We start from the raw sequence: 22,045 nt of genomic DNA, 5'->3' as shown, positions 1-22,045 counted from the left end.
TCAGAACGCCTGCCTCAGCGTCAACCTCACCGTGCGCGGCTCGCCCGGGTGGACAACCTTGTCGTTGACCGGCGCGGCCTCGCCCTTGAGCTGGGTGGCGTAGTCGTACTCGATGTCGTTGTAGCGGCGGTCGAACAGGTTCAGCACGTCCAGCGACAGCGTGGTCCCCGTCGAGAACTTGCGGCTCACGCGCAGATTGCTCACCAGCGATGCGCTGGAGCGGACGCTGTTGTCCGCCGTGAGGGCGCCGGCGCCGATATAGCGCTCGGTCAGGCTCACGGTCCAGGGGCCGAGATCCTTCAAGGTGACGGTTCCCGTGAAGACCCGGTCCACCGAGTTCGGCACGAAGGGCCCGGTGGTGATGCCGTCCGACTCGTTGTCCTTGAAGCGGGCGTGCGTCCACGCCAGGTCCAGGTCCAGCAGCAGCCAGGGCTGCGGCACCCAGTGGTTGTTCCACTCCAGGCCGTAGCGGCGGCTCGGGCCGTTGGCGGCGGTGGTGCCCGCGTCGCCCGAGTAGGTCAGCTCCGACGCGAAATCGAGCCGCCACAGCGCCAGCGAGCTCTGCAGGCCGGGAACGATCTCGGTGCGCAGGCCCAGCTCCGAGCCGCGCGCCCGCACCAGGCCCGGTACGCGCTGCTGCGCCTCGCCCGTCTTGGGGTCGGCCGTCGTGGTCATGCCGCGGGCGTCGTTGCTGTGGAAGCCGCTGCCGGTGTTGACGAAGAACTCGGTCCGGCTCCAGGGCCCGAGCACCAGGGACAGCTTGGGCGACAGCAGCGCCTTGCCGGCCGACCCGGTGTTGCGGGGCTCCAGCAGGCTGTCCACATGGGCATCGACACGGTCGGCCCGCAGGCCGAACAGGCCGCGCAGCCAGGGCGTGAACTCGACGGCCGTCTGCGCGTAGGCCGCCAGCAGGGTTTCACGCACATCGTCCACCCGCGTCGTGGCGATGAGCTGCCGATCCTGGGTGTCGAACAGGCCGACATGGATGCGGTCATGGCGCCACTGCAGGCCGACCTCGCTGCGTGCAGCGAACGGCCCCCAGCCGTGGTCGAAGCTGCGCGAAGCCTGCAGCCCAAACACGTTGCGGTCATCGGACTGGGAGAACTGGTCGCCCGTCTCCGGGCGGTCCATCCGGTAGGTGAAGTTCGAGAACAGCTTCAGCGCATCGTGCAGCGCAAAGCCCGAGACCTGGGTACGTGCGCCGCCCGCGTCCGTGTCGTGCCACTCGGCCGACAGGCTGGCCCGAGAGGACTGGCCACCGTCGCTGGGGTCGACGGCGTCGAAGCGGCCAAAAGGCCGGCCCAGGTAGCTGCCGGCCGAGATCAGCCGCTGGGGCACCTGGTCGGTGGATGTCCAATGCGCGTCATAGCCCATCAGCGAAGTGGACCAGCCCGCCGCGCTGCTGCCGCCCGCGAGCGTCAGCAGGCCGTTCGTGCGGCGCAAGCCCTCCTTCAGCGTCCAGGGGCCGTCGTCGCGCATGACCTCCAGGGCACCGAGCAGGGTGTTGCCACCCGCCACTGCCGCACTGCCCGCCCCCAGCAGGCGCCTGTAGCCCTCGCCACCGAGGGTGGCCTGGGCAAAGGGTGCCTCCAGCGTCGTGCGGTAGGCGACGTCGGCCGAGCCGGCGGCGCTGAAGTCGCCGTTCTTCGCGAAGTAAGGCCCCTTGCGGTAGTCGATGCGGTCGACCAGTTCGGGAATCAGAAAGTTCAGGTCCGAATACCCCTGGCCATGGGCATTCGTCGGCATGTTCACCGGCATGCCGTTGACGGTGGTGGCGAAGTCCGTGCCGTGGTCGAGGTTGAAGCCGCGCAGGAAGTACTGGTTGGCCTTGCCGTCACCCGAATGCTGGGTGACGACCAGGCCCGGCACGGTTTCGAGCACCTCGCCGGGGCGCAGCAGCGGCCGGACCTTCAGCAACTCGGCGCGGACAACGCCCTGCGAAGCGGCATCTGAGCTGCCGATGGCGTTGTCGTAGTGGTGGCCACTGACCTCCACGCGCTCCAGCGGCTCGGCAGCGGCTAGCAGCTCCTGGCCCTGCAGGGCGGGCGGCAGCAGGGCCAGCAGGGCCAGGAGCGCGAGAGGCAGGAACTGGAAGTTCATGGACGGCATGCTGGCGGCTCCCCTGTCATTCGTATGAATCCGGCTCGGAACTTCTTACGGACCAGTGGGGCACCCGGATGCGGCAGGCCGCACTCCTCGGCGCAGGCGCTGTCGCTCGGTATGAAGTTCCAGAAAACCGTCTTACAAGAAATGTGCCCAGGCCGTCCGGGAGAGGGGTGGGCATCGGCTGCCTGCGCGGCAGCGGGCGTGCCGATCGAAACGGCAGCGCCGCTTGCAGTGCCTCAGCGAGCGCGGCGTGGGCGCCTGTCGTCCGCGGGCCGGGTGGTGGCCGGCTCCATATGGCTGTGGCCGTGGGCATGGTGGCTCACGACGGGCACGCGGTGCAGGCTGCCGTGGGTGACACCGGGCTGGGCCATCACGGTGTCGGCAAAGGCCTGCACCGCATCCGTGCGGCCGCGCAGGATGACGGTCTCCAGGCAGTGCTCGTGGTCAAGGTGCACATGCGTCGTCGAGACCGTCAGGTCGTGGTACTTGTGTTGGAAGTCGGCCAGTCGCGAGGCGAGTTGGCGCTGGTGGTGGTTGTAGACATAGCTCAGCGTCGCGATGCAGGGCTCGTCCGGGCGGTCGCGCAGGCGCACATTGCCCAGGTCCTGGCGCAGCAGGTCGCGGAAGGCCTCCGAACGGTTCTCGTAGCCGCGCGCCCGCACCAGGGCCTCGAAGGCGTCGGCCAGGTCGTCGTCCAGGGAGATGGTGAGGCGTTTCATGGCCGCGGATTCTTGCCCCAGCTCGTGAAGGGATGCACGGCCAGGTTCGCATTCACATAGCGCGCATCGCCGGTGACCTCCCCGCCCAGCCAGGCCGGGCGCGCGAAGGCCTGGCCCTCGGACTCCAGCTCGATCTCGGCGACGATGAGCCCGGCATTGGCGCCCAGGAACTCGTCCACCTCCCAGGTCATGCCCGCGTGCGGGCAGAGATGGCGGATCTTCTCGACGACCGGGCCGTCGCTCATCGCCAGCAGCTGCGCGGCATCCGCCACGGGTACTTCGTATTCGAACTCGGCGCGCGTGGCGCCGGTCGTCGCGCCCTTGATGGTCAGGAAGGCCCGCTCGCCGGCGATGCGCACGCGCACCGCGCGCGCCGGGTCGCGGCTCAGATAGCCCTGGCTGAAGCGGGTCTGCGTGGTGGCCTGCCGGCGCCAGCCGTCGCCGGCGACGAGGAATTTGCGTTCGATCTCAATGCCCATCTTGGGAAGCCCCTGCTGCCTTGGCTGCGGCTTCGCGCAGCTTGTCCTTCTTGCTCTTGCGCGTCGTGCTCTTGATGCCGCCCGTGGCCTGGGCCTCGGTCGCCACGGCCTGCGGCTCGAGGCCGTCCAGGCGCTCGCGCGGCACGCGCTGGCCCTGGCGTTTCTCGATCAGGCGGAAATGGCTCTCGGCGTTCTCGGCGCTGTCCGCGCAGATGAAGCTGATGGCCACGCCGCTGGCGCCCGCGCGGCCGGTGCGGCCGATGCGGTGGGTGTAGTCGGCCGCCGAGCGCGGCAGCTCGTAGTTGACTACGGCATCCAGCGCATCGACATGCAGGCCACGCGCGGCGACGTCGGTGGCCACCAGCACCTCGACCGAGCCCGCCTTCAGCGCCGCCAGCACGTCGCGGCGCGCGCCCTGGCTCAGCTCGCCATGCAGCAGCCCGGCCTTGAAACCGTGGGCGAAGAGCTTGTCCGACACCAGCTCGGCCGTGTAGCGGCTGGCCACGAAGACCAGGCAGCGCGCCCAACCCTCGCTCTTCAGCAGCTGCCGCAGGGCCGGCAGGCGCTGGGCGCGGTCGAGCTGGATGGCCCGCTGCGTGATCTGCGGCGGCGTCTCTTCGATGCGGATGCACACGGGCTCGCGCAGCAGTTGGGCGGCCAGCGCCTCCACGGCCGGCGGGAAGGTGGCGGAGAACAGCAGCGACTGGCGCTGCGCCGGCAGCAGCGCGAGCAGGCGTTGCAACTCGTCGGCAAAGCCCTGGCTCAGCAGCCGGTCGGCTTCGTCGAGCACCAGGCATTGCACGCCGGCGAGCGTCAGGCCGTTGTGGTCCAGCAGGTCGAGCAGGCGGCCGGGTGTGGCCACCATCACGTCGCAGCCGCCGCGCAGCGCCATCAGCTGCGGGTTGATGGACACGCCGCCGAAAGCCAGCGCGACCTTGGGGCGGTGCAGCAACGTGGCCGCCAGTTCGCGCAGCAACTCGGCCGTCTGCTTGGCCAGCTCGCGCGTGGGTGCGAGCACCAGGGCGCGCGGCCCCGGCCGCGGCGGCGTCGCGACCAGGCGCTGCAGAAGCGGCAGCGCGAAGGCGGCCGTCTTGCCGGAGCCGGTCTGCGCCAGTGCGAGCACATCGGCGCCCGCCAGCGCCGGTGGCAGCGCGGCCGACTGCACCGCGGTGGGCGCGTGATAGCCCAGCGTGCGCACGGCGCGCAGCAGGGCGGGCGAGAGGCCCAGGGATGAGAAAGACATGCCGCGATTGTCGCGGTCCGATCAGAACAGGGCCTGCTGGTCCCCCGCCAGCTGGCCCGCGGCACGCGCCTCGATGAGCAGCATGCGCCGCTTGGTCTCGATGCCGCCGGGCGCCGAGAAGCCGGTGGGCTCGCCGCCCGCGCCCATCACGCGATGGCAGGGCACGATGGGCGGGAAGGGGTTCTCGCCTTCGGCCCGGCCCACCGCGCGCGCGGCGCCGGGCTGGCCCAGGGCGGCGGCGATCTCGCCATAGGTGCGGGTCTGGCCCGGCGGGATGGCGCGGGTCAGCGCATGCACCTGGCGGCGGAACTCGGGAATGCCGCGCTCGTCGAGGACGACGTCGCTGAGGTCATGCGCCTCGCCGGCGAGCAGCGCGCGTATGCCCTCGACGACACGGGCGATGGCGGGCGGCAGCTCCGCCACCTCGCGGGCCGTCGGGTGGCGGCGCCGTAGGCGCGCGGGCGTGGCCTCAGGCAGCAGCGAGGCGACGATGCCCTGCCCGCTCCAGACCACGCCGCAGCGCCCAAGGGCCGTGTCGAAGCCATGGCTCCACAGCGGCTCGCCGGGCGGCAGCACGGGGCCGATGTCGGGGTCGTCGAAGAAGTCTTTCGTGTGGGTCGGGGTCATCTGGGGCAGCACGAGGAACGCAGGGCTGCCACGAGTTTCCCCGACTCGGGCGGCGCGTTCGCGGCGCGCCGTGGGCGGCGAAGCAACGGCTACTTCAGATAGGTGCGCAGCACAGAAACGACTTCCTCGATCTCCTCATGGCGCTGTTCGGTCGTGATGTTCTCGGCCGCCACATGTTCGCGCAGATGGCCTTCCAGCACCTCGGCCATCAGGCCCGCCACGGCGCCGCGGATGGCGGCGATCTGCTGCAGCACCTTGCCGCAGTCCAGTTCCTGGCCGGCCTCGATCAGCCGCTCCAGCGCATCGGCCTGGCCCTTGATGCGGCGCACGCGCGCCAGCAGGCTTTTCTGGCCATGGACGGTGTGAGTCATGTTTCAGCTTGAGGCAAGGTACTGGGTGGAGTACCACAAGGTACTGGGGTAGAGTACCAGAAAACTGATTTCCGACGCCGCTCATGACCGATTTCGCAGCACTGCTCCAGCAAGGCAACGCCTGGCTCTTCGTGCCCAGTGCCATCCTGCTGGGCACCTTGCACGGCCTGGAGCCGGGCCACTCCAAGACGATGATGGCGGCCTTCATCATCGCGATCCGCGGCACGCTGACCCAGGCCGTGCTGCTGGGCCTGTCGGCCACGCTGTCGCACACGGCGGTGGTCTGGCTGGTGGCGCTGGCCGGGCTCTACTTCGGCCGCAACTGGAATGCGGAGGCCAGCGAGCCCTATTTCCAGCTCGCGTCGGGCGTGCTGATCATCGCCGTGGCGGCCTGGATGCTGTGGCGCACCTGGCGCGACCAGCACGGCCACCATCATGACCACGCCCACGACGGCTCGCAGCGCGTGGACACGGGGCATGGCGTCGTCACGCTGGAGATCTTCGAGGCCGACGTGCCGCCGCGCTTCCGGTTGCGCACGGAAAAAGGCCATGCCTGGGCGGCCGGCGACGTCGAGGTCTCGACCACGCGGCCCGATGGCGTTGTCCAGCGCTTCCGCTTCGCGGCCCGCGACGGCTTCCTGGAGTCGGTCGACGAGATTCCCGAGCCGCATGAATTCGAGCTGCGGCTGAGCCTGGGCCATGCCGGCCACAGCCACGACTACGACCTGAGCTTCAGCGAGCATGGCCACGACCACGAAGGCCTGGAGGTCGGCGACCTCGAATACCAGGACGCCCACGAGCGCGCCCATGCCAACGACATCAAGCGCCGCTTCGCCAACCGCCAGGTGACGACGGGCCAGATCATCGTCTTCGGCCTGACCGGCGGCCTGATCCCCTGCCCAGCCTCGATCACCGTGCTGCTGCTGTGCCTGCAGCTCAAGCAGTTCACGCTGGGCGCGGCCCTGGTGCTGTGCTTCAGCATCGGCCTGGCCGCGACCATGGTCGCGTCGGGCGCGATGGCGGCCCTCAGCGTCAAGCATGTGTCCAGGCGCTGGAGCGGCTTCGGCGAATTCGCGCGCAAGGCGCCCTATTTCTCGGGTGCCCTCATCGTGCTGGTCGGTTTGTATGTGAGCTACCAGGGCCTGCGCAGCCTGGGCTGATCTGCATCAGTGCTCGCGCCTGCAGTAGCAGTAGACGAACTGCTGCGTCGCGCCCCAGGGCGTCGTGTGCAGGGAGGTCGAGTGGTCGATCAGCTGGAAGGGGTTGCCGAACTCGTCGTGCAGGGACTCTGAGGAATAGCGCGCGACGGGCAGGCCGCTGCATTGCGTGGGGCCCTGCGGGCCGAAGGTGCCGACGATGGCGTAGCCGCCCGGCTTCAGCGCCCTCAGCACCTGCGCGACGTAGCGCTGCCGTTGTGCCGGCTCGGTCAGGAAGTGGAAGACGGCCCGGTCGTGCCAGACGTCGACCGAGCGCGGCGCGAAGTCGTGCACCAGCACGTCGGCCGCGAGCCACTTCGCCTGGGCGGCCCGCCCGGCCAGGCGCGCGCGGCAGACCTCCAGCGCCCGCGCCGAGATGTCCAGCACCGTGACGTCCGAATAGCCGGCGCCCAGCAGGTCATCGACGAGGGTGGCCTCGCCGCCGCCCACGTCGATGATGGCGGCATCGGCGGCAATGCCCGTGCGGCGGATATAGCCCAGCGACTCGTCGAGGTGGGGCGCGTACCAGCTGACGGCGTCGGCCGCCTTGCTGCCATAGACCTCTTCCCAATGCGATCTGCTCATGTTGGCCTCCTGATGTCCTGCCGTCCTCGCGGGCCGAACTATGCGTAGGCCACCAATGCCCAGTGTCGCGCTGGGTCAAGCCTTGATGTGCCAGGCCCGGGATGGCGCGGCGCTCAGCGCCGGCAGCCGCAGCAACTGCCTCCACCCGCAGCCGCGGGCCCGGCGGCCGGCGCCACCGGCACCGGGCTGTAGCCCGCGCCCCTGATCGCCTCGGCCAGTTGCTCGGCGCCGGCGCTGCCGGATTCGACTTGCACGCGATGCTGGGCCAGGTCGATCTCCACCCTGGCATCCCTGTCGACGGCCTTCAGCGCCTCGGTGATGGCGCCGACGCAGTGGCCACAGCTCATGTCGTTGACTTCGAAGGCAATCATGCTGTCCTCCTGGGGACGGGGTTGTCGATGAATGGACTTTCAGCCATCCCACAGGGGTAAGGTCAATACCCTCGACAAGGAATTCACCCAAGTCATGACGCAAATCAATACCCTTCTTGACCTTGCCAACGTGGGAAGCTTGATGATGCCGGCATCGGACATCTGAGGGATCCATGAACATCGCTGCAATCCCGAACCGGCGGGACATCCGGCTGCATGTGACCGGCATGACCTGCGCATCCTGCGTGCTGCGGGTCGAGAAGACGCTGAGGGCCGTGCCCGGCGTGCAGTCGGCCAGCGTCAACCCCGCCACCGAGGAGGCCTCGGTCGATGTCGATGCCTCGGTCAATACGGCCATGCTCACCGCAGCCGTGCGCAAGGCGGGCTATGACGTCGCGACGACCGAGACGGTGCTGCAGGTCGGCGGCATGACCTGCGCGTCCTGCGTGGGTCGCGTGGAGAAGGCGCTGCTGAAGCTGCCCGGCGTTTCAAGCGCCTCGGTCAACCTGGCCACCGAGAGGGCGACCGTGCAGGCGCTGTCGACGGTGCCGGTGGCGGCGCTGAAGGCCGCCATCGTCAAGGCGGGCTACACGGCCAGCGAGCTGCAGGACGAGCCGCAGCCCCGCCGCGCTCCCGACTGGTGGCCGGTGGCGGCCAGCGGCGCGTTCACGCTGCCGCTGGTGCTGCCGATGCTGCTGCAGCTATTCGGCCTGCACTGGATGCTTGACGGCTGGCTGCAGCTCGCGCTGGCGACGCCGGTACAGTTCTGGCTGGGCTGGCGCTTCTACCGTTCCGGCTGGAAGGCGGTGCTGGCCAAGGCCGGCAATATGGACCTGCTCGTGGCCCTGGGCACGTCGGCGGCCTACGGCCTGTCCGTCTACCTGCTGCTCAGGCCGGCGGCTCAGGGCATGCCCCATCTCTACTTCGAAGGCTCGGCCGCCGTCATCAGCCTGGTGCTGCTGGGCAAATGGCTGGAGCAGCGCGCCAAGCACCAGACCACCGACGCCATCCGCGCGCTGAACGCGCTGCGGCCGACGACGGCCCGGGTGCGCCGCGACGGCGTGGAATCCGACATCCCGGTGGAGCAAGTGCGCGTCGGCGACCTCGTCATCGTCCGCCCCGGCGACCGCGTCGCCGTGGACGGAGAAATCATCGACGGACGCAGCCACGTCGACGAATCCCTCATCACCGGCGAGAGCCTGCCGGTGGCGCGCTCGGCGGGCGACAAGGTGACCGGCGGCGCGATCAATGCCGAAGGGCTGCTGACGCTGCGCACCACTGCCATCGGCGCCGAGACGACGCTGGCCCGCATCATCCGCATGGTGGAGTCGGCCCAGGCCGCCAAGGCGCCCATCCAGCGCACCGTCGACCGCGTCAGCGCCGTGTTCGTGCCCTTCGTGCTGGGCGCGGCGCTGCTGACCTTCCTGGCATGGCTGGCGCTGGCCGGCAACTGGGAGAACGCCCTCATCAACGCGGTGTCCGTGCTCGTCATCGCCTGCCCCTGCGCGCTGGGCCTGGCCACGCCGGCCGCCATCATGGCCGGCACCGGCGTGGCCGCCCGCCACGGCATCCTCATCAAGGACGCGCAGGCGCTGGAGCTCGCACATGCCGTCACCGTCGTCGCCTTCGACAAGACAGGCACGCTGACCGAGGGCAAGCCGGCGCTCGCGGCCGTGGTGCCGGCCGGCGCTTCCAGCCGCGAGGACGTGCTGGCCCTCGCTGCGGCGTTGCAGCAGTCGAGCAGCCACCCGCTGGCCGTTGCCGTCATGGACAAGACCCGCGAGGCGGGATTGCCGGTGCCCGAGGCCGGACAGGTCAAGGCGCTGGCGGGCCGGGGCGTGGAAGGCGTTGTGCAGGGCCTCAAGCTGGCTCTGGGCAGCACGCGGCTGTTGAAGGAGCTGGGGCTGGACGCCGGTGCGACGCTGGATGCCGCGCAGCAGCTCGAACGCGAAGGCCGCACGGTGTCCTGGCTGATGGCCACCGAGGGCGAGAGCCGCCGCGTGCTGGGCCTGCTGGCCTTCGGCGACACGGTCAAGGCCGGCGCCCGCGCGGGCGTCGCGCGGCTGCATGAGCTGGGCATACGCACCGTGATGCTGACCGGCGACAACCGCGGCGCGGCCCAGGCCGTCGCGCAGCAGCTGGGCATCGACGAGGTCCGCGCCGAGGTCCTGCCCGGCGACAAGGCCGCCATCGTCACGCAGCTGCGCGACGCCGGCGAGGTGGTAGCCTTTGTCGGCGACGGCCTGAACGACGGCCCGGCGCTCGCGGCCGCGTCGGTGTCCTACGCGATGGCCGGCGGCGCCGACGTTGCGACCGAGACCGCCGGCGTCACGCTGATGCGCGGCGACCCGCGCCTGGTGGCGGACTCGCTGGAGGTCTCGCGCCGCACCTATTCCAAGATCAAGCAGGGCCTGTTCTGGGCCTTCGGCTACAACGTGCTGGGCATCCCGCTGGCTGCGCTGGGCCTGCTGAACCCGGTCATCGCCGGCGCCGCGATGGCCTTCAGCAGCGTCAGCGTCGTCGTCAACGCGCTGGCACTGAGGCACTGGCACGGCAGTGCCGCAACGCAAGGGGGGCAGGCATGAACATTGGTGAAGCGGCCAAGGCCGCGGGCGTCTCGGCCAAGATGATCCGCCATTACGAGAGCGTCGGCCTCTTCCCCGAGCCCGCGCGCACGGAATCGGGCTACCGGCAGTACACCGACAAGGAGGTCACGACGCTGCGCTTCATCCGCCAGTCGCGCGACCTGGGCTTCTCCATCGAGCAGATCCGCGAGCTGCTGGGCCTGTGGCAGAACCGCAAGCGGCCCAGCCGGCAGGTGCGCGCCCTCGCCCAGGCCCACCTGCTGGAGCTCGGCGAGAAGCTGAAGGAGCTGCAGGCGATGAAGGCCACACTGGAACACCTCGTGCACTGCTGCCATGGCGACGATCGCCCTGACTGCCCCATCATCGACACGCTCGCCCAGGAGGCTCCGGCCCTGCCGCATGCCTCGCATGGCCAGGCGGCGGGGCTGCGCCCGGGGCGGCCAGCGCGCAAGGTGGCGGGCTGAACCCGAGCCAGCACCCGCTTGACCTTGCCACGGCGGCAAGGTTTAGGATGCGCCGCCTGACCCGTGTGCACCCGTGCCGCGCCTGCCCGTGAAGACCATCCGACTCTGCTTCCTGCTGCTGCTGGCCCTGCTGCTGCCCCTCCGGGGCGCGGTGGCGGCCACCATGCTGTGCCCGGTCGAGGGCGCCGGGCAGCAGGGCATGCACGCATCGGCAACGCATGCCCATGCACATGCCGGCACCGATCACCACGACGGCCACGGCAGCCCGGACAAGTGCAATATGTGCTCGGCTTTCTGCGCCCTCACCCCGCTGGCGAGCGACGCGCCTCGGCTGCCTGAGCCGGCAGCCCTGCCGGCCGTCAAGTTCCCGGAGTTCCCGACGCCGGCGCCGAGCTTCCTGTCGGACGGCCAGGAACGCCCACCCCGAAGCTTCTGACGCCGCAGGGCCTCCGCGGGAGGCCCGTGTGGGCTCGCGCGCGCCGCGAGCGTCCTGCGGCTCCGGCATCGCCAGGCCGCCGACCCTGATGGTTTCTAACGATGAACAAGTCATTCCCCGGGCTTGCCCCCTTGGCGGCCCTGCTGCTGGCCGGCTGCGCCTCATTCACGCCCGATGGAGGCGCCGCCAAGGTCTCCGAACTGACGCATGAGCGCACCGGCCATGGCGTCGGCCTGCAACGCTCGGAGGCCGACGTCGGCGCGGCCGCCGCGCGGGTCGCCGAATTGCTCCGGCAGCCCCTCGCCGCGGACAGCGCGGTGGAGGTCGCGCTGCTGAACAACCGCGGCATGCAGGCCAGCTTCGCCGAGCTCGGCATCGCCGAGGCCGAGCGCGTGCGCGCCGGCCGGCTGGCCAACCCGTCGATCAGCTTCGGCCACCTGGGCGGCCATGGCAGCACCGAGATCGACCGCTCGGTGATGTTCGACCTGCTCGGCCTGCTGACCCTGCCCGTCGCCAGCGAGGTCGCGCAGCGGCAGTTCGAGCAGGCCCAGCTCCAGGCCGCGTCCGATGCGGTAGGTGTGGCCGCCGAGGCGCGCAGCGCCTTCTTCGGCGCGGTGGCCGCGCAGGACCTCGTCGGCTACTACGAGCAGGTCAAGGAGGCGGCCGACGCCTCCAGCGAACTGGCGCAGCGCATGCTGCAGGCCGGCAACTTCAGCAAGCTCGCGCAGATGCGCGAGCAGGCCTTCCAGGCCGACGCGACGGCCAACCTGGCGCGCGCGCGCCACCAGGCCGTGGCCGCGCGCGAGCGGCTGGTGCGGGCCCTGGGCCTGTCGGGCGCGCATCTGGCCTTCAAGCTCCCAGAACACCTGCCCGAGCTGCCCAAGACGCCGCTCGAACCGAAGGACACCGAGCAGATCGCCCTCGACAAGCGCCTGGACGTGCTGATGGCCAAGCGCAACGCCGAGGCCACGGCGCGCTCGCTGGGCCTGACCCGCGGCACGCGCTTTATCAACGTGCTGGAGGCCGGCTATGCCAACAAGAGCCAGGCCGGCGAGCCGCGACGCAACGGCTACGAGATCAGGCTCGAGCTGCCGTTGTTCGACTTCGGCACCGCCCGCACGGCGCGCGCCGAGGCGGTCTATATGCAGGCCGTCCACCGCACCGCGGAGGTCGCCGTGAACGCGCAGTCCGAAGTGCGCGAGGCCTACTCGGCCTATCGCACGGCCTTCGAACTGGCCCGGCATTACCGCGACGAGGTTGTGCCGCTGCGCAAGCGCATCTCCGACGAGAACCTGCTGCGCTACAACGGCATGCTCGCCAGCGTGTTCGAGCTGCTGGCCGATGCCCGCGAGCAGGTCACGACCGTGGCCGCCGCCATCGAGGCCCAGCGCGACTACTGGCTGGCCGAAACCGAGCTGCAGACGGCGCTGACCGGGCACTCCCCCGGCACCGCGCCGGCCATGGGCCCCGCCAAGGCCGCCCCCGCCGCCCCGGCCGCGCACTGAAGGAACACGAAATGAGCAACCGCAGAAGTTTCTTCAAGACGGCGGGCGCCAGCTTTCTCGGCGCAGCCGCCGTCAGCCGCGTCGGCGCCGCGTCGCTGCCTGAGGCCGTCATCCAGACCTCGGCGCAGACCCTGGTCCCACCGCCGCCGCCCAACGGCCGCCCCTTCAACCCGCTGGTGACGCTGAACGGCTGGTCCCTGCCCTGGCGCATGAAGGACGGCGTCAAGGAGTTCCACCTCGTCGCCGAACCGGTCGTGCGCGAGATCGCGCCGGGCATGAAGGCCAGGCTCTGGGGCTACAACGGCTCCAGCCCCGGCCCCACCATCGAGGGTGTCGAGGGCGACCGCATCCGCATCTTCGTGACCAACAAGCTGCCCGAGGTCACCAGCGTGCACTGGCACGGCGTGCTGGTGCCTTCGGGCATGGATGGCGTCACCGGCCTGACCCAGCCCCCCATCGCCGTGGGCAAGACCTTCATGTACGAGTTCCTGCTGCAGAAGCCGGGCACGCATATGTACCACCCGCATGCCGACGAGATGGTGCAGATGGCGATGGGCATGATGGGCCTGTTCATCATCCATCCCAGGGACCCGCGGCAGTACCGCGTCGACCGCGACTACGGTTTCATCCTGAACGCCTACGACGTGGAGCCCGGCAGCGCGACGCCGCGCGTCAACACGATGCTGGACTTCAACCTGTGGACCTGGAACAGCCGGGCCTTTCCCGGCATAGACCCCTTCGTCGCCCGCAGCGGCGAGCGGGTGCGCATCCGCGTCGGCAACCTGACGATGACCAACCACCCCATCCACATGCACGGGCCGCACTTCGAGGTGACGGGCACCGACGGCGGCTGGGTGCCGAAGAGCGCGCGCTGGCCGGAGGTGACGACCGACGTCGCTGTGGGCCAGATGCGGGCCTTCGAGTTCGATGCCGTCGCCGGCGACTGGGCCATCCACTGCCACAAGAGCCATCACACGATGAACGCGATGGGCCATGGCGTGCCGACGATGATCGGCGTCGACCACACGGACGTCGCCCGCAAGATCACCAGGCTGATGCCCGACTACATGGTCATGGGCGACAAGGGCATGCACGACATGGCCGAGATGGAGATGCCCATCCCGGACAACACGCTGCCGATGATGACCGGCACCGGCCCCTTCGGCCCCGTGGGCATGGGCGGCATGTTCAGCGTCGTCAAGGTGCGCGACGACCTCAAGCGCGGCGACTACGGCGACCCCGGCCCCTACAAGCATCCGGTCGGCACCCTCGCCAACGAATACAGCGCCGAACTGCCCGAGCCCGCACGCGCCGCATCGACGGCGAGCGACGCCGGCACCCTGCAGGTCCGCAAACCCGATGGCCAGCACGGCCATTGAAGGAGCATTCCATGAAGACACTGCAAACCCTGGGCCTGGCCGCGCTGCTGGCCGCCTCATCCAGCGCCTTCGCCCATGGCGACGAGGCGCACGCCAAGCCGCACAAGTTCGACGCCGCCAAGGTCGAGGCCACCGACTTCGGCCAGGAAGGCGACCCCGCCAAGGTGACGCGCACCATCAAGGTCGACATGAACGACAACATGCGTTTCACGCCGGCCAACCTCGTCATCAAGCGCGGCGAGACCGTCAGGTTCGTCGTGCACAACGGCGGCAAGGTGCTGCACGAGATGGTTCTCGGCACCAGCAAGGCCCTCGCCGAGCACGCCGAGCTGATGAAGAAGTTCCCCGAGATGGAGCACTCCGACGCGAACATGGCCCACGTCAAGCCGGGCCGCAAGGGCGAGATCGTCTCGCAGTTCACCCAGCCCGGCGAGTTCCAGTTCGCCTGCCTGCAGCCCGGGCACTTCGAAGCCGGCATGGTCGGCAAGCTGAGCGTCAAATGAAGAAGCCCTCGATGAAACTCGTCCACTTCCTCGCCGCCGCCGCGCTCGCCATGGCCAGCGGCGCCCAGGCGCAGACGGTCCCCGCCTCCCACCCGACCGCTGCCACGGCAGCGCCGCGAAGCGAAGGCGAGGTCCGCAAGATCGACAGGGCGCAGGGCAAGCTGACGCTGCGCCACGGGCCGCTGGAGAACCTCGGCATGCCAGCCATGACGATGGTCTTCAGGGTCGCCGACCCGAAGATGCTCGACGGGCTCAAGGAGGGCGACGAAGTCAGGTTCACCGCCGAGCGCGCGAACGGCGCCTTCACGGTGACGGCCATCGAGCCGGCCCATTGAGGCGGGTCAAGGCCGCAGCAGCCCGCCAACACTAGACTCGCACCCGTCATGTCCCGCCGCCGCCTCCATCGCCTGGGCACCACCTTATTCGTGCTGCTGTCGCTGCTGTTCTCGCAGCTGGCGCTGGCGAGTTATGTCTGCCCGCAGCAGGCCGACCCGGCCGCGATGGCGGCCATGGCCGGCATGCCCTGCGACGACATGGACGCGCAGCAGCCGGCGCTATGCCACCAGCATGCGGCCGACCCGGGCAAGACCTTCGAGACGGCAAAGCTGCCCACGGTCTCGCTGCCGGCCCTGATCCAGATGCTGGCGCTGCCGCTGGTGCGTGACGACGGCGCGGCAGCCCCGGCCGTGGTGCCCGCCGCCCAGGCCGAGTTGCGCCCGCCGCCCGACCCGCTGTTCCTGTCCACGCTCAGACTCCGGGTCTGACCCCTCCGCCGACTGATCGGTGCCGGTGCGGCCTGCCCGCCCGGCCATGTTCCGTTCGTTCGCGGAGTTCCCATGTCGACGATATTGCTGCGCGCTGCCGCGCTGGCTGCCGCCCTTCTGCCCACGCTGGCTGCGGCAGAACCCCTTTCCTTCGACCACGCGCTGAGCCTGGCCGCCCAACGCTCCGAAGCCGCCCGCGCGGGCCGCGCCGCGGCCACCAGCGCCGCCGAGCTGGCCCAGGCCGCCGGCCAGCTGCCCGACCCGATGCTGCGAGCCGGCATCGACAACCTGCCCGCCACCGGCCCCGACCGCTTCAGCACGACGCGCGAGCCGATGACGATGAAGCGCATCGGCATCAGCCAGGAATGGCTATCCGCGGCCAAGCGCGCCGCCCGCGAGCACGCGGCCCGCGCGACGCTCGAACGCGAGGCCGTGCAGGCCCACGCCGCCGAGGCCGATGCCCGGCTGCAGGTGGCGCTGGCCTATCTGGACGCCTGGTACGCCGGCGAAGCGCTGAAGCTGACGGCGCAGACCGAGGACCGCCTGAACGAGGAGCAGGCGACCGCGCAGGCCCGCCTCGCCGCGGCAGCCAGCGGCAGCGTCGAGGTGCTGCAGCTCGCCGCCGCCAGCGGTGTCGCCGCTGACGAGAGCGAGGAAGCCCGCCAGCAGCAGGCCGCGGCCATGGTCGGCCTGAGCCGCTGGGTGGGCTTCCTGCCCGACGGCCTGGCAGCGCCGCCGGCCTTGGCCCCGCCCGCCGAGCCGGACTATCTGCAGCGCCACCCCGCCGTCGTCGCGCTGCGGCGCGAGGTCGACGCGGCGCGGGAGGCCGCGGCCGTCGCCGCCAGCGAGCGCAGGCCCAACTGGACCTGGGAGCTGTCCTATGGCCAGCGCAACGGCAATGCCGACCTCTTCTCCGTCGGCGTCAGCATCCCGTTGCAGATCGCGCCCGGCCAGCGTCAGGACCGCGAGACCGCCGCCCGCCTGGCCCTGGTGGACAAGGCCGAGGCCGAGCTGGCCGAGGCTGCCCGCGCCGCCGCCGCCGACTACCAGGCGCTGGCCAGCGACGCCAGCCGCCTCCAGCAGCGCATAGACCGCTACCGCAGCACCGTCGCGCTGCCCACAAGGCAGCGCAGCGCTGCGGCCCTCGCGGCCTACCGCTCCAACCAGTTGCCGCTGTCGATGCTCTTCGAGGCGCGGCGCGCCGAGGTCGACGTGCAGCGCAAGCTGCTCGCGCTGCAGCGCGATCTCGCCCGGGCGCAGGCCCAGCTCAGTTTCAAGCCACTCTTGCCGGGAGACGCACGATGAAGCGCGCAACCCTCGTCATCTCGCTGGCCGCGGCCGGCGCCCTGCTGGCCGCCGCGGGCTTTCTCGCGGGCCGCGCTTCCGGGCATCACGAACCCGCTGCCGCGGCAGCTGCGCCGGCCGAGCGCAAACCGTTGTACTGGCAGGACCCCATGGTGCCCGGCGCGCGCTTCGACAAGCCCGGCAAGTCGCCCTTCATGGACATGCAGCTCGTGCCCGTCTACGCCGACGAGGCCGGCGACGGCGGCGGCGTGAAGATCAGCCCCACGGTGCAGCAGAACCTGGGCCTGCGCACCGCGGCCGTCACGCGCACCGAGGTCAGCCCCGCGATAGCCGCCGTCGGCACGGTGCAGTTCGATGAACGCCTGGGCGTTGCCGTGCAGACCCGAGTTGCCGGCTATGTCGAAAAACTGTCCGTCCGAGCGACTATGGAGCAGGTGCGCAAGGGTCAGGCCCTGGCCACCGTCTTCGCGCCCGAATGGCTGGCGCCGCAGAATGAGCTGCTGGCGCTCAAGCGCGCCGGCGCGGCGCCCGAGCTGATCGCCGCGGCGCGCGAGCGCATGCGGGCCCTGTCCCTCCCCGACGGCCTCGTGCGCCAGAGCGAAGAGAGCGGCGTGGCGGAGGCGCGCTTCACGCTGAACGCGCCGGCCAGCGGCGTGGTCACTGACCTCGGCGTGCGTGAGGGCATGCAGGTGTCGCCCGGCATGACGCTGTTCCGCATCGCCGGCCTGGACAAGGTCTGGGCCGTGGCCGAGATCCCGGAGGCCCAGGCAGTTCGGCTGGCCCGCGGCCAGAAGGTCGGGGCCTCGCTGCAGGCCGATGCCGCGCAGGTGTTCAGCGGCACGCTGCAGGAGATCCTGCCCCAGGTCAACGCCAGCACGCGCACGCTGCAGGCCCGCTTCGAGGTGGACAACCGCGGTGGCCAGCTGCTGCCCGGCATGCTGCTGCGCCTGCAGATCGCCGGCGCGCCGAGCACGCGGCTGCTGGTTCCGGCCGAGGCCGTCATCCGCACCGGCACACGTGCCGTCGCCATTGCCCGCCGGAGCGGCGCGGCCTTCGAGCCCCGCGAGCTGAAGCTGGGCCTTGACCTGGGCGACCGGCTCGAGGTGCTGGACGGCCTGACCGAAGGCGACGAGGTGGTCGTCAGCGGCCAGTTCCTCATCGACTCCGAGGCGCGGCTGAAGTCGGTGCTGGGCGCGATGTCGCCAGCCCGGCCGGAGGCCAAGCCATGATCGCCGCGCTGATCCGCTGGTCCATCACCAACCGGCTGCTGGTGCTGCTGGCCACCGCCCTGCTCACCGCCGCCGGGCTGTGGTCGGCGGCGCGCACGCCGGTGGACGCCCTGCCCGACCTGAGCGACGTGCAGGTCATCGTGCGCACGACCTACGCCGGCAAGCCGCCCCAGGTCGTCGAGGACCTCGTCACCTACCCGCTCACCACCACCATGCTCAGCGTGCCGGGCGCGCGGACGGTGCGCGGCTACTCCTTCTTCGGCGACTCCTTCGTCTATATCCTGTTCGACGACGGCACCGATCCCTACTGGGCCCGTTCGCGCGTGGTGGAGTACCTGAACCAGGTGCAGGGCCGGCTGCCCGAGGGCGCGACGGCGGCGCTGGGGCCGGATGCCACCGGCGTCGGCTGGGTCTATGAATACGCGCTGGTCGACCGCACGGGCCGCGCCGACATCGGCCAGCTGCGCGCGCTGAACGACTGGTTCCTGAAGTTCGAGCTGAAGACCGTGCCGGACGTCGCCGAGGTGGCCAGCATCGGCGGCATGGTGCGCCAGTACCAGGTGGTGCTCGACCCCGACCGCATGCGTGCCCTCGGCATGCCGCAGTCCACCGTCATCGACGCGTTGCGCCGGGCCAACCAGTCCAGCGGCGGCTCGGTGCTGGAGCTGGGCGAAACGGAGTACATGGTGAGATCCAACGGCTTCCTGAAGTCGCTGGACGACTTCCGCGCCATCCCGCTGGCCGTGAGCGGGGCGACGCCCGTGCTGCTGCGCGACGTCGCGACGGTGCAGCTGGGGCCGGAGATGCGCCGCGGCATCGCCGAGCTGGATGGCGAGGGCGAGGTCGCCGGCGGCGTGGTCGTCATGCGCTCGGGCAAGAACGCGCGGGCCGCCATCGCGGCGGTCAAGGCCAGGCTGGAGGCGCTCAGGCCCAGCCTGCCCCCGGGTGTCGAGGTGGTCGAGACCTATGACCGCTCCAGGCTCATCGACCGCGCCGTGGACAACCTGCGCGAGAAGCTCGCCGAGGAGTTCATCGTCGTCGCCCTGGTCTGCGCGGTCTTCCTGTTCCATCTGCGCTCCGCGCTGGTGGCTGTCGTGACGCTGCCGGTGGGCGTGCTGACGGCCTTCATCGTGATGCACTGGCAGGGCGTCAGCGCCAACATCCTGTCGCTGGGCGGCGTGGCCATCGCGCTGGGCGCGATGGTGGACGCCTCGGTCGTGCTGGTGGAGGCGACGCACCGGCATCTGGAGCATTTCGAGGTCGAGCACGGGCACCCGCCCGCACTGGCCGAGCGCTGGGAGCTGGTCACGCGGGCGGCGGTCGAGGTGGGGCCGGCGCTGTTTTTCTCGTTGCTGGTCATCACGCTGTCCTTCCTGCCGGTGTTCACGCTCGAAGCCCAGGAGGGGCGGCTGTTCTCGCCGCTGGCCCTCACCAAGACCTATGCGATGGCCGCCGCCGCCGGGCTATCGGTCACGCTGGTTCCGGTGCTGATGGGCTATCTGATCCGCGGGCACATCCCGAAGGAAACGGTGAACCCGGTCAACCGCTGGCTCATCGCCGTCTACCGGCCGGCGCTGGAGGCGGCGCTGCGCTTCCCCAAGGCCACGCTGGGAGTCGCGGCCCTGGTGCTGGCCGTCACCGCCCTGCCCGTCGCGCGCCTGGGCGGCGAGTTCATGCCGCCGCTGGACGAGGGCGACCTACTCTATATGCCCTCGGCCCTGCCGGGCCTGCCGGTGTCCAAGGCCGCCGAGCTGCTGCAGCAGACGGACCGCCTCATCAAGATGCTGCCCGAAGTGGCGCGCGTGTTCGGCAAGGCCGGGCGGGCCGACACGGCCACCGACCCCGCGCCGCTGGAAATGTTCGAGACCACCATCCAGTTCAAGCCGCGCGAGCAGTGGCGCCCCGGTATGACGCCGGAGAAGCTCGTCGAGGAGCTGGACCGCATCGTCAAGGTGCCCGGCCTGTCCAACGTCTGGGTGCCGCCGATCCGCAACCGCATCGACATGCTGGCCACGGGCATCAAGAGCCCCGTCGGCATCAAGGTCGCGGGCACGGACCTGGCCACCATCGACCGCCTCGCGGCGCAGATCGAGGCGGCCGTCCGCGGTGTTCCCGGCGTGTCCTCGGCGCTGGCCGAGCGCCTGACCGGCGGCAGCTATGTCGACGTGGACGTGGACCGGCAGGCGGCGGCCCGCTACGGGCTGTCGGTGGCCGACGTGCAGGCCGTCGTCGCCACGGCCATCGGCGGCGACAACGTCGGCGAGGTCATCCAGGGCCGCGAGCGCTTCCCGGTCAACGTGCGCTACCCGCGCGAGCTGCGCGATTCACTGGCGGGCCTGCGCCAGCTGCCCTTCGTGACGGACAAGGGCGCAACGCTGCTGCTGCAGGACGTGGCCCGCATCTCCGTCGCGCAGGGGCCGCCGATGCTGCGCAGTGAGAACGCCCGCCTGTCCGGCTGGGTCTATGTCGACGTGCGCGGCCGCGACCTGCGCTCGGTGGTGCATGCGATGCAGGCGGTGGTGGCCAGGGAGGTCGCCCTGCCCGCCGGCTATGCGCTGTCCTGGTCCGGCCAGTTCGAATACCTCGAGCGGGCCACCGAGCGACTGAAGCTGGTCGTGCCGGTCACGCTGGTCATCATCTTCGTGCTGCTCTATGTGCTGTTCCGCGCGGCAGGCGATGCGGTGCTGGTCATGGCCGCGGTGCCGTTCTCGCTGGTCGGCGGCTTCTGGCTCGTCTGGGCGCTAGGTCACGCCATCTCGGTCGCGACGGCCGTGGGCTTCATCGCGCTGGCCGGCGTCGCGGCCGAGTTCGGCGTCGTGATGCTGGTCTATCTGCAGAACGCCTGGCGGCAGCGCCTGGCCGCCGGCGCGCCGGACGACGAAGCGACGCTGCTCGCGGCCATCCGCGAAGGCGCGGTGATGCGCGTGCGGCCCAAGGCCATGACGGTGGCGGTGGTGATGGCCGGCCTGCTGCCCATCCTGCTCGGCCATGGCACAGGCTCCGAGGTCATGACGCGCATCGCCGCGCCCATGGTGGGCGGCATGGTGACGGCGCCGCTGCTCAGCATGCTGGTCATCCCGGCGGCCTGGTATCTGCTGCACCGCCGCGGGCGGCAGCGCTCAGGCGGCGACGGCGGCGCCTGACAGGCGGGCGGCCGTCGCCTGGCGGGCGACCTCGCGCGGCGGCAGGGCCTTGAGCCGGTGGTCGCTCCAGACCTGGCGCCAGCGCCGCGCGCCGGGCGTGCCGTTCCACAGGCCCAGCGCGTGGCGCATCGCATGCGCCCAGGAGCGGCCCGAGGCATGCACGCGGTCGAGATAGTCCAGCCACGCCGCCTCGACCTGCTCGCGCGACGCCGCGGGATCGGGCTGGCCGAAGAAGCGCGAGTCCCACTGCACCATGCTCCAGGGCTCGTGGTAGGCCTCGCGGCCGACCATGACGCCGTCCAGCAGTTCGAGCTGTGCGGCGATCTCGTCGGGCGTCTTCAGGCCGCCGTTGACGGCGATGGTCAGCTGCGGAAATTCCCGCTTGAGCCGCGCCACCAGCTCGTAGCGCAGCGGCGGGATCTCGCGGTTCTCCTTGGGCGACAGTCCCTGCAGCCAGGCATTGCGGGCGTGGACGATGAAGACCTCACAGCCGGCCGCGGCCACGCTGCCGACGAAGTCGCGCACGAAGTCGTAGCTCTCGATCCTGTCGATACCGATGCGGTGCTTGACGGTGACGGGCAGCGCGGTCGCGTCGCGCATGGCCTTCACGCAGTCGGCCACCAGTTGCGGCTCGGCCATCAGGCAGGCGCCGAAGGCGCCCTTCTGCACGCGCTCGCTCGGGCAGCCGCAGTTCAGGTTGACCTCGTCATAACCCCAGCGCTCGGCCAGCCTCGCGCAGGCGGCCAGGTCCTCGGGCTCGCTGCCGCCGAGCTGCAGCGCGACCGGATGTTCCTCGGCATTGAAGTCGAGGTGACGGCCCTGGTCGCCATGCAGCAGCGCGCCTGTCGTCACCATCTCGGTGTAGAGCAGCGTATGGCGGGTGATGAGGCGGTGCAGATAGCGGCAATCCGCTGTAGTCCAGTCCATCATCGGTGCGACGGAAAGGCGCCAGGGGCTTGGGGATTTGCTGGTCACTTGCGAACTTCGGGAGGCCGCGCCAGTCGGCTCGGGGCCGGCACTTTAGCCTGAGAACAA

General features: G+C 70.6%; 21 protein-coding genes. 12 read left to right on the top strand and 9 right to left on the bottom strand.

Annotated features, from left to right (window positions below):
- The 6 genes from EV671_RS05135 to EV671_RS05110 form a co-directional block, all read right to left on the bottom strand.
- Positions 1-2,100: a TonB-dependent receptor gene (locus EV671_RS05135; RefSeq protein ID WP_243655587.1), complete on the bottom strand. Its 2,100-nt coding sequence runs from the start codon at positions 2,098-2,100 to the stop codon at positions 1-3.
- Between the two features lie 242 nt (positions 2,101-2,342).
- Entirely contained in the window at positions 2,343-2,825 is a 483-nt protein-coding gene (gene nikR / locus EV671_RS05130; RefSeq protein ID WP_132570222.1) for a nickel-responsive transcriptional regulator NikR, read from the bottom strand.
- Positions 2,822-3,304 (bottom strand): CYTH domain-containing protein, encoded by a 483-nt coding sequence (locus EV671_RS05125; protein WP_132570221.1) that lies wholly within the window; start codon positions 3,302-3,304, stop codon positions 2,822-2,824. The genes nikR and EV671_RS05125 overlap by 4 nt, the downstream gene beginning before the upstream one ends.
- On the bottom strand, positions 3,294-4,547 hold the full coding sequence (locus tag EV671_RS05120; protein WP_132570220.1) for a DEAD/DEAH box helicase: 1,254 nt from the start codon (positions 4,545-4,547) through the stop codon (positions 3,294-3,296). Before EV671_RS05120 ends, EV671_RS05125 begins: the two co-directional genes overlap by 11 nt.
- Before the next feature lie 21 nt (positions 4,548-4,568).
- Positions 4,569-5,174 (bottom strand): methylated-DNA--[protein]-cysteine S-methyltransferase, encoded by a 606-nt coding sequence (locus EV671_RS05115; RefSeq protein WP_132570219.1) that lies wholly within the window; start codon positions 5,172-5,174, stop codon positions 4,569-4,571.
- An 89-nt stretch (positions 5,175-5,263) separates the two neighbouring features.
- Positions 5,264-5,545: a metal/formaldehyde-sensitive transcriptional repressor gene (locus tag EV671_RS05110; RefSeq protein WP_132570218.1), complete on the bottom strand. Its 282-nt coding sequence runs from the start codon at positions 5,543-5,545 to the stop codon at positions 5,264-5,266.
- A gap of 83 nt (positions 5,546-5,628) precedes the next feature.
- Between EV671_RS05110 and EV671_RS05105 the strand changes: the two genes are divergently transcribed.
- A complete protein-coding gene (locus tag EV671_RS05105; protein ID WP_132570217.1) occupies positions 5,629-6,705 on the top strand; it encodes a nickel/cobalt efflux protein RcnA in 1,077 nt (358 codons plus the stop codon).
- Positions 6,706-6,711: 6 nt separating this feature from the next.
- Here EV671_RS05105 and EV671_RS05100 read toward each other — a convergent pair whose 3' ends face one another.
- Complete coding sequence (locus EV671_RS05100; RefSeq protein ID WP_132570216.1) at positions 6,712-7,326, bottom strand: class I SAM-dependent methyltransferase; 615 nt, start codon at positions 7,324-7,326, stop codon at positions 6,712-6,714.
- Between the two features lie 113 nt (positions 7,327-7,439).
- On the bottom strand, positions 7,440-7,697 hold the full coding sequence (locus tag EV671_RS05095; RefSeq protein WP_132570215.1) for a heavy-metal-associated domain-containing protein: 258 nt from the start codon (positions 7,695-7,697) through the stop codon (positions 7,440-7,442).
- 173 nt (positions 7,698-7,870) lie between these two features.
- Here EV671_RS05095 and EV671_RS05090 point away from each other — a divergent pair, with 173 nt between their 5' ends.
- From EV671_RS05090 to EV671_RS05040, 11 genes are all read left to right on the top strand, one after another.
- Positions 7,871-10,282 carry a heavy metal translocating P-type ATPase gene (locus EV671_RS05090; protein ID WP_132570214.1) on the top strand — a complete coding sequence of 804 codons (2,412 nt, stop codon included), beginning with the start codon at positions 7,871-7,873 and terminating at the stop codon, positions 10,280-10,282.
- The gene (gene cueR / locus EV671_RS05085) at positions 10,279-10,746 is read left to right on the top strand and encodes a Cu(I)-responsive transcriptional regulator (protein ID WP_132570213.1); all 468 of its coding nucleotides are present in this window, start codon (positions 10,279-10,281) and stop codon (positions 10,744-10,746) included. The genes EV671_RS05090 and cueR overlap by 4 nt, the downstream gene beginning before the upstream one ends.
- An 88-nt stretch (positions 10,747-10,834) precedes the next feature.
- Positions 10,835-11,182 carry a DUF2946 family protein gene (locus EV671_RS05080; protein WP_132570212.1) on the top strand — a complete coding sequence of 116 codons (348 nt, stop codon included), beginning with the start codon at positions 10,835-10,837 and terminating at the stop codon, positions 11,180-11,182.
- Between the two features lie 101 nt (positions 11,183-11,283).
- Complete coding sequence (locus EV671_RS05075) at positions 11,284-12,687, top strand: TolC family protein (RefSeq protein WP_132570211.1); 1,404 nt, start codon at positions 11,284-11,286, stop codon at positions 12,685-12,687.
- Positions 12,688-12,698: 11 nt separating this feature from the next.
- A complete protein-coding gene (locus EV671_RS05070; RefSeq protein WP_132570210.1) occupies positions 12,699-14,066 on the top strand; it encodes a multicopper oxidase family protein in 1,368 nt (455 codons plus the stop codon).
- Positions 14,067-14,077: 11 nt separating this feature from the next.
- Positions 14,078-14,569: a cupredoxin domain-containing protein gene (locus EV671_RS05065; RefSeq protein WP_132570209.1), complete on the top strand. Its 492-nt coding sequence runs from the start codon at positions 14,078-14,080 to the stop codon at positions 14,567-14,569.
- 11 nt (positions 14,570-14,580) lie between these two features.
- Positions 14,581-14,904 (top strand): copper-binding protein, encoded by a 324-nt coding sequence (locus EV671_RS05060; RefSeq protein WP_132570208.1) that lies wholly within the window; start codon positions 14,581-14,583, stop codon positions 14,902-14,904.
- A gap of 48 nt (positions 14,905-14,952) precedes the next feature.
- Positions 14,953-15,333 carry a hypothetical protein gene (locus EV671_RS05055; RefSeq protein WP_132570207.1) on the top strand — a complete coding sequence of 127 codons (381 nt, stop codon included), beginning with the start codon at positions 14,953-14,955 and terminating at the stop codon, positions 15,331-15,333.
- A 72-nt stretch (positions 15,334-15,405) separates the two neighbouring features.
- Positions 15,406-16,638: a TolC family protein gene (locus EV671_RS05050; RefSeq protein ID WP_132570206.1), complete on the top strand. Its 1,233-nt coding sequence runs from the start codon at positions 15,406-15,408 to the stop codon at positions 16,636-16,638.
- On the top strand, positions 16,635-17,867 hold the full coding sequence (locus EV671_RS05045; RefSeq protein WP_132570205.1) for an efflux RND transporter periplasmic adaptor subunit: 1,233 nt from the start codon (positions 16,635-16,637) through the stop codon (positions 17,865-17,867). The genes EV671_RS05050 and EV671_RS05045 overlap by 4 nt, the downstream gene beginning before the upstream one ends.
- Positions 17,864-21,010: an efflux RND transporter permease subunit gene (locus EV671_RS05040; protein WP_132570204.1), complete on the top strand. Its 3,147-nt coding sequence runs from the start codon at positions 17,864-17,866 to the stop codon at positions 21,008-21,010. Before EV671_RS05045 ends, EV671_RS05040 begins: the two co-directional genes overlap by 4 nt.
- Here the strand turns inward: EV671_RS05040 and dusA are convergent.
- A complete protein-coding gene (gene dusA, locus EV671_RS05035; RefSeq protein WP_132570337.1) occupies positions 20,987-21,940 on the bottom strand; it encodes a tRNA dihydrouridine(20/20a) synthase DusA in 954 nt (317 codons plus the stop codon). The two genes, EV671_RS05040 and dusA, sit on opposite strands and share 24 nt — an antisense overlap.
- Positions 21,941-22,045 lie beyond the last annotated feature (105 nt).

This window comes from Roseateles saccharophilus (genome assembly GCF_004342485.1).
Taxonomy (GTDB): domain Bacteria; phylum Pseudomonadota; class Gammaproteobacteria; order Burkholderiales; family Burkholderiaceae_C; genus Pelomonas; species Pelomonas saccharophila.
The sequence above is the reverse complement of the archived record's forward strand: the minus strand, read 5'-3'. Positions and strand labels throughout refer to the sequence as shown.

Excerpts from the sequence above, each read along its gene's own strand:
- EV671_RS05050 (WP_132570206.1), top strand. The coding sequence starts at position 15,406 with ATGTCGACGATATTGCTGCGCGCTGCCGCGCTGGCTGCCGCCCTTCTG.
- nikR (WP_132570222.1), bottom strand. The coding sequence starts at position 2,825 with ATGAAACGCCTCACCATCTCCCTGGACGACGACCTGGCCGACGCCTTC.
- EV671_RS05125 (WP_132570221.1), bottom strand. The coding sequence starts at position 3,304 with ATGGGCATTGAGATCGAACGCAAATTCCTCGTCGCCGGCGACGGCTGG.
- EV671_RS05060 (WP_132570208.1), top strand. The coding sequence starts at position 14,581 with ATGAAACTCGTCCACTTCCTCGCCGCCGCCGCGCTCGCCATGGCCAGC.
- EV671_RS05135 (WP_243655587.1), bottom strand. The coding sequence starts at position 2,100 with ATGAACTTCCAGTTCCTGCCTCTCGCGCTCCTGGCCCTGCTGGCCCTG.
- EV671_RS05095 (WP_132570215.1), bottom strand. The coding sequence starts at position 7,697 with ATGATTGCCTTCGAAGTCAACGACATGAGCTGTGGCCACTGCGTCGGC.
- EV671_RS05110 (WP_132570218.1), bottom strand. The coding sequence starts at position 5,545 with ATGACTCACACCGTCCATGGCCAGAAAAGCCTGCTGGCGCGCGTGCGC.
- EV671_RS05075 (WP_132570211.1), top strand. The coding sequence starts at position 11,284 with ATGAACAAGTCATTCCCCGGGCTTGCCCCCTTGGCGGCCCTGCTGCTG.
- EV671_RS05065 (WP_132570209.1), top strand. The coding sequence starts at position 14,078 with ATGAAGACACTGCAAACCCTGGGCCTGGCCGCGCTGCTGGCCGCCTCA.
- dusA (WP_132570337.1), bottom strand. The coding sequence starts at position 21,940 with ATGATGGACTGGACTACAGCGGATTGCCGCTATCTGCACCGCCTCATC.
- EV671_RS05115 (WP_132570219.1), bottom strand. The coding sequence starts at position 5,174 with ATGACCCCGACCCACACGAAAGACTTCTTCGACGACCCCGACATCGGC.
- cueR (WP_132570213.1), top strand. The coding sequence starts at position 10,279 with ATGAACATTGGTGAAGCGGCCAAGGCCGCGGGCGTCTCGGCCAAGATG.
- EV671_RS05045 (WP_132570205.1), top strand. The coding sequence starts at position 16,635 with ATGAAGCGCGCAACCCTCGTCATCTCGCTGGCCGCGGCCGGCGCCCTG.
- EV671_RS05120 (WP_132570220.1), bottom strand. The coding sequence starts at position 4,547 with ATGTCTTTCTCATCCCTGGGCCTCTCGCCCGCCCTGCTGCGCGCCGTG.
- EV671_RS05055 (WP_132570207.1), top strand. The coding sequence starts at position 14,953 with ATGTCCCGCCGCCGCCTCCATCGCCTGGGCACCACCTTATTCGTGCTG.
- EV671_RS05105 (WP_132570217.1), top strand. The coding sequence starts at position 5,629 with ATGACCGATTTCGCAGCACTGCTCCAGCAAGGCAACGCCTGGCTCTTC.
- EV671_RS05070 (WP_132570210.1), top strand. The coding sequence starts at position 12,699 with ATGAGCAACCGCAGAAGTTTCTTCAAGACGGCGGGCGCCAGCTTTCTC.
- EV671_RS05100 (WP_132570216.1), bottom strand. The coding sequence starts at position 7,326 with ATGAGCAGATCGCATTGGGAAGAGGTCTATGGCAGCAAGGCGGCCGAC.
- EV671_RS05040 (WP_132570204.1), top strand. The coding sequence starts at position 17,864 with ATGATCGCCGCGCTGATCCGCTGGTCCATCACCAACCGGCTGCTGGTG.
- EV671_RS05090 (WP_132570214.1), top strand. The coding sequence starts at position 7,871 with ATGAACATCGCTGCAATCCCGAACCGGCGGGACATCCGGCTGCATGTG.